Origin of the sequence: Thermogutta sp. (assembly GCF_014359955.1) — a bacterium.
GTDB lineage: Bacteria > Planctomycetota > Planctomycetia > Pirellulales > Thermoguttaceae > Thermogutta.
The window spans coordinates 1-3,224 of sequence record NZ_JACIYL010000516.1; the positions used below are offsets into that span (position 1 = coordinate 1).

Annotated in this window: 3 protein-coding genes; 1 reads left to right on the forward strand and 2 read right to left on the reverse strand. The window is 58.0% G+C overall.

Translation table 11 applies throughout. From position 1 onward, the window contains the following. Nucleotides 1-189 (reverse strand): hypothetical protein (locus H5U08_RS13780; protein WP_297034182.1); only part of this gene is annotated, 189 nt, incomplete at its 3' end. Between the two features lie 390 nt (nucleotides 190-579). Here H5U08_RS13780 and H5U08_RS13785 point away from each other — a divergent pair. Further along, on the forward strand, nucleotides 580-1,110 hold the full coding sequence (locus H5U08_RS13785) for a helix-turn-helix transcriptional regulator (protein WP_297034185.1): 531 nt from the start codon (nucleotides 580-582) through the stop codon (nucleotides 1,108-1,110). A 110-nt stretch (nucleotides 1,111-1,220) separates the two neighbouring features. Here the strand turns inward: H5U08_RS13785 and H5U08_RS13790 are convergent, their stop codons facing one another. Next, nucleotides 1,221-2,981: an NADPH-dependent assimilatory sulfite reductase hemoprotein subunit gene (locus H5U08_RS13790; protein ID WP_297034186.1), complete on the reverse strand. Its 1,761-nt coding sequence runs from the start codon at nucleotides 2,979-2,981 to the stop codon at nucleotides 1,221-1,223. Between the last annotated feature and the right edge of the window lie 243 nt (nucleotides 2,982-3,224).

The following is a 3,224-nucleotide window of genomic DNA, read 5'->3' on the forward strand; positions in this document are numbered from 1 at the left end:
GAGAATGAGGCCAAGGCCCAGCCACCGAAAGCCGGTCACCCAACCGGCCAGAGGACTGTAGGGAACCTCCTGGCCCGCGCTGGCATCTGTGCCCGTGGCTGCCTTTCGCGAAAGTTCCCCCCAGGAGGGCACGGTCACAGAACGGCCACATTCGCAGACGAGGGTGGTTCCCGACTGACCCGCAGTCACGGGGATCTTCCGACCGCACTCGCAAGAGATTTCGTATTGCCTGTTCATGGCCCTATATTTTCTAGGGGAAAACTGTCATAATTTCAAAAAGGATGCGTGGGATACTGTATACTTGTCGTCAGGCCTTTCACCGAGCGATCAGGCCTACCTCGTGCGGCCGGGAGGGTCAATGCAAAATTTCGTCTTTTATCGAGTATAAATTGTTGACGTCGCCCGGTACACATTATAGCTTGTATCGAGCCTGGGCGGTGAACGAAAGCGGGATGGCATCCGAGCACTGACACCTTTCCTTTTGTGTTGTGGTAGGGAAGCGAGAAGAATGACCACGGTAGTGCCGACCTTCAAGGCACATGCACGCGGGGCGCAGCGTCTGTGGGAGGAGTTGTAAAAATGGACAATCTACTCGGTGACAATCTGCGGCGCCTCATGTCTCAACTCGGACTCACCATCAATGAGGTGGCGGAACGCACCAAATTGGACAAACGGACAATTCGGGGAATCCTGGAAGGCAGCAAACGGCCCCATCCCCGAACGATCGGCCAACTGGCCCAGGGACTGGGGGTCCCCGTCGATGAGCTCTTTATCGATCCGACACGCCTGCTTTATCGCCGGTTCGATCGTCAGACAAACCCCATCGTGGAGCGCGTCATCCAGACCCATCCCGAACTCTTTCAGGACTGGACGACCGCAGAATTTGAAGAGCTCTACAGCCGGTTCGGCACGGGAGGAGCGCTCACCGAGGAAGGGGTCATCGCCGTAGCCAAGAAAACCAACCGACGACGCGACCTCGAGCGGAAGCTGGCCATCCTCCTGGAAACCAATCAGGCCGAAGTCATCGAGGGCATTATCAACTTGCTGTACGAAAAAGTGCGAGCCCATCCCCCGTCCACTGCGGGATCATCACCCAACCAACGCACCTAAGCGGATTCCTTTGGTGTGTTGGCCGAGTTCTCGCGGGCCTTCGCACGCCACACAGCTGGGGGGAATCCCAACCACGTGTTCGCCGCTTGACTGTCGTGCCTAACGGCAACTCAACACGTCTCGGTCTCCGGCCCCTGAGCAACGGCCACCGGTTGCCCACCATTTCCAGCGCACAGTTCGCGAAGTTTCTCGATCCCTACTCTGTGGCAGAAGTCCCCGAGTGTTTCCCCATTCTGCCGCTGCTGAGCAAATAACTCCAACACCGGTTTGAGGGTGGGGATAATTTCGGCAAACGGAACAGTGTCGAGGTACAGCTCCCCAAGACGGTCCCCCAGCAGTCGCCCACCCAAGTAGATCGCATATTTGTTGACCGTTCGCCCAACCAAGCCAATATCCGCGTTGTAGGGCCGGGCGCATCCATTAGGGCAGCCAGTCATGCGAACGGTGAACCGCTCCTTATCCAGACCGAGCCGTGCCAGCTCGACCTCCAGTTGGTCGATGAGCCCTGGTAAAACGCGCTCGCTCTCCGTGACCGCCAGCGGGCAGGTCGGAAGGGCGACACACGCCATCGACCAGCGTCTGACCTGCGAGATTTCTTCGCTCAAGGGCACCCCGTGTTCTCGGAGGATTCCCTCCAATTCCGGCCGGGTGCTTTCCGGCAGGTCGCAAAAGAGAATGCTTTGATGGGTCGTGAAACGAATTCCCGGCTGGAATCTTCGGCAGATTTCGCGGATGGCACTCTTCAACCGAAAGCCGTCGCGATCGAGAATCCGGCCGTTCTCCACATTCAATCCGTAAAACCATTTACCGTCACCCTGGTCGTGCCAGCCAATGTGGTCATCGAAACCACGCACACTCACGGGCAACGGATCTCGGATGGACCGACCGTAATACTGTTCGAGGGTCTGACGAAACCACTCGACGCCGCGGTCGGCAATCAAATACTTGAGGCGTGCCCGCTTCCGGTCACCTCGCTCGCCAAAATCCCGGAAGATCTTCACCACCGCTTCGGCGATGGGGATGACCTCTTCCTTACTGATGAAGCCCACGGGTTTGGCCAGAGCCGGAAAGGTGTTTTTGTTGCTGGGCGTCACACCCAGGGATCCCCCCGCCAGCACGTTGAAGCCGGCAATTCGGCCGTCCTCCACGATAGCAACAAACCCGAGGTCGTTCGCGTACACGTCAACACAGTTGTCATCCAGCAGACCGAAGGCAATTTTGAATTTGCGGGGAAGATAGGTTTTGCCGTAGATTGGCTCCACTTCCTCGGGGTCGGCCTGACCCCCAACAAGTTCCTTCTCCTGTGTTTCGGGGTCGGTCAACCAAATCTGGTGGTAGGCTGGCGTGCGGGGTAGGAGATGGCGGGTCACAGCGCGGGCCAGCTCCTGCAGTTCCTCACGAACCCCGTCGTGGCGTAACGGGGCGGGGCAGCAGATGACGTTGCGGACCACGTCCCCGCAGGCGCCCAGCGTGGTCATCTGAACTTCATTGACCCGCCGGATGGCCTCACGCAAATTCCGCTTCAAAACCCCGTGCAGTTGCAGGTCCTGGCGGTCCGTGATTCGCGCCGTGGTGTTGCCCAGTTCGTCGCACAGATCGAGTTGCGCGAGCATCTGTTGCCAGGTGAGCACCCCGCCCGGCACTTTCACGCGCACCATCATGATGTACGTTTTGCCCTCCCGCCGTTTGTCGCGGTCGTCCTGCTGATAGGTCCCATGGTGCTTGAGCACCTGGAGCGCTTTCTCGCTGAAGGCGGGCTGATCGTTGGCAACCTCCTCGGCCAGCATGTGGTAGAGAAACTGGCTGGCCTCCTTGATTTCCTCGACACCACTTCGTTTGCGTTCGGGCTTTTGATGGGCGGATTCACTCATATCCGGTCGATCCTTACTTGACTTCTTCCTGATCTGATCTAACGCGGACTTCCCCGAGTTTGGCTCTCAGCTTTAATCTTCACTAATATGAGCAACTTACTGCATCATTATATAACCAGGTCAAGGACCCGGGCAACCCCAAAAGTCGCCGCCGCAGCATCGGCAAAGTTTACTCGCATTATCAAGCATTATCGAGCTGGACAGCTGCCGACCATACCACACGGGAGTCCGAGAACGCATGCC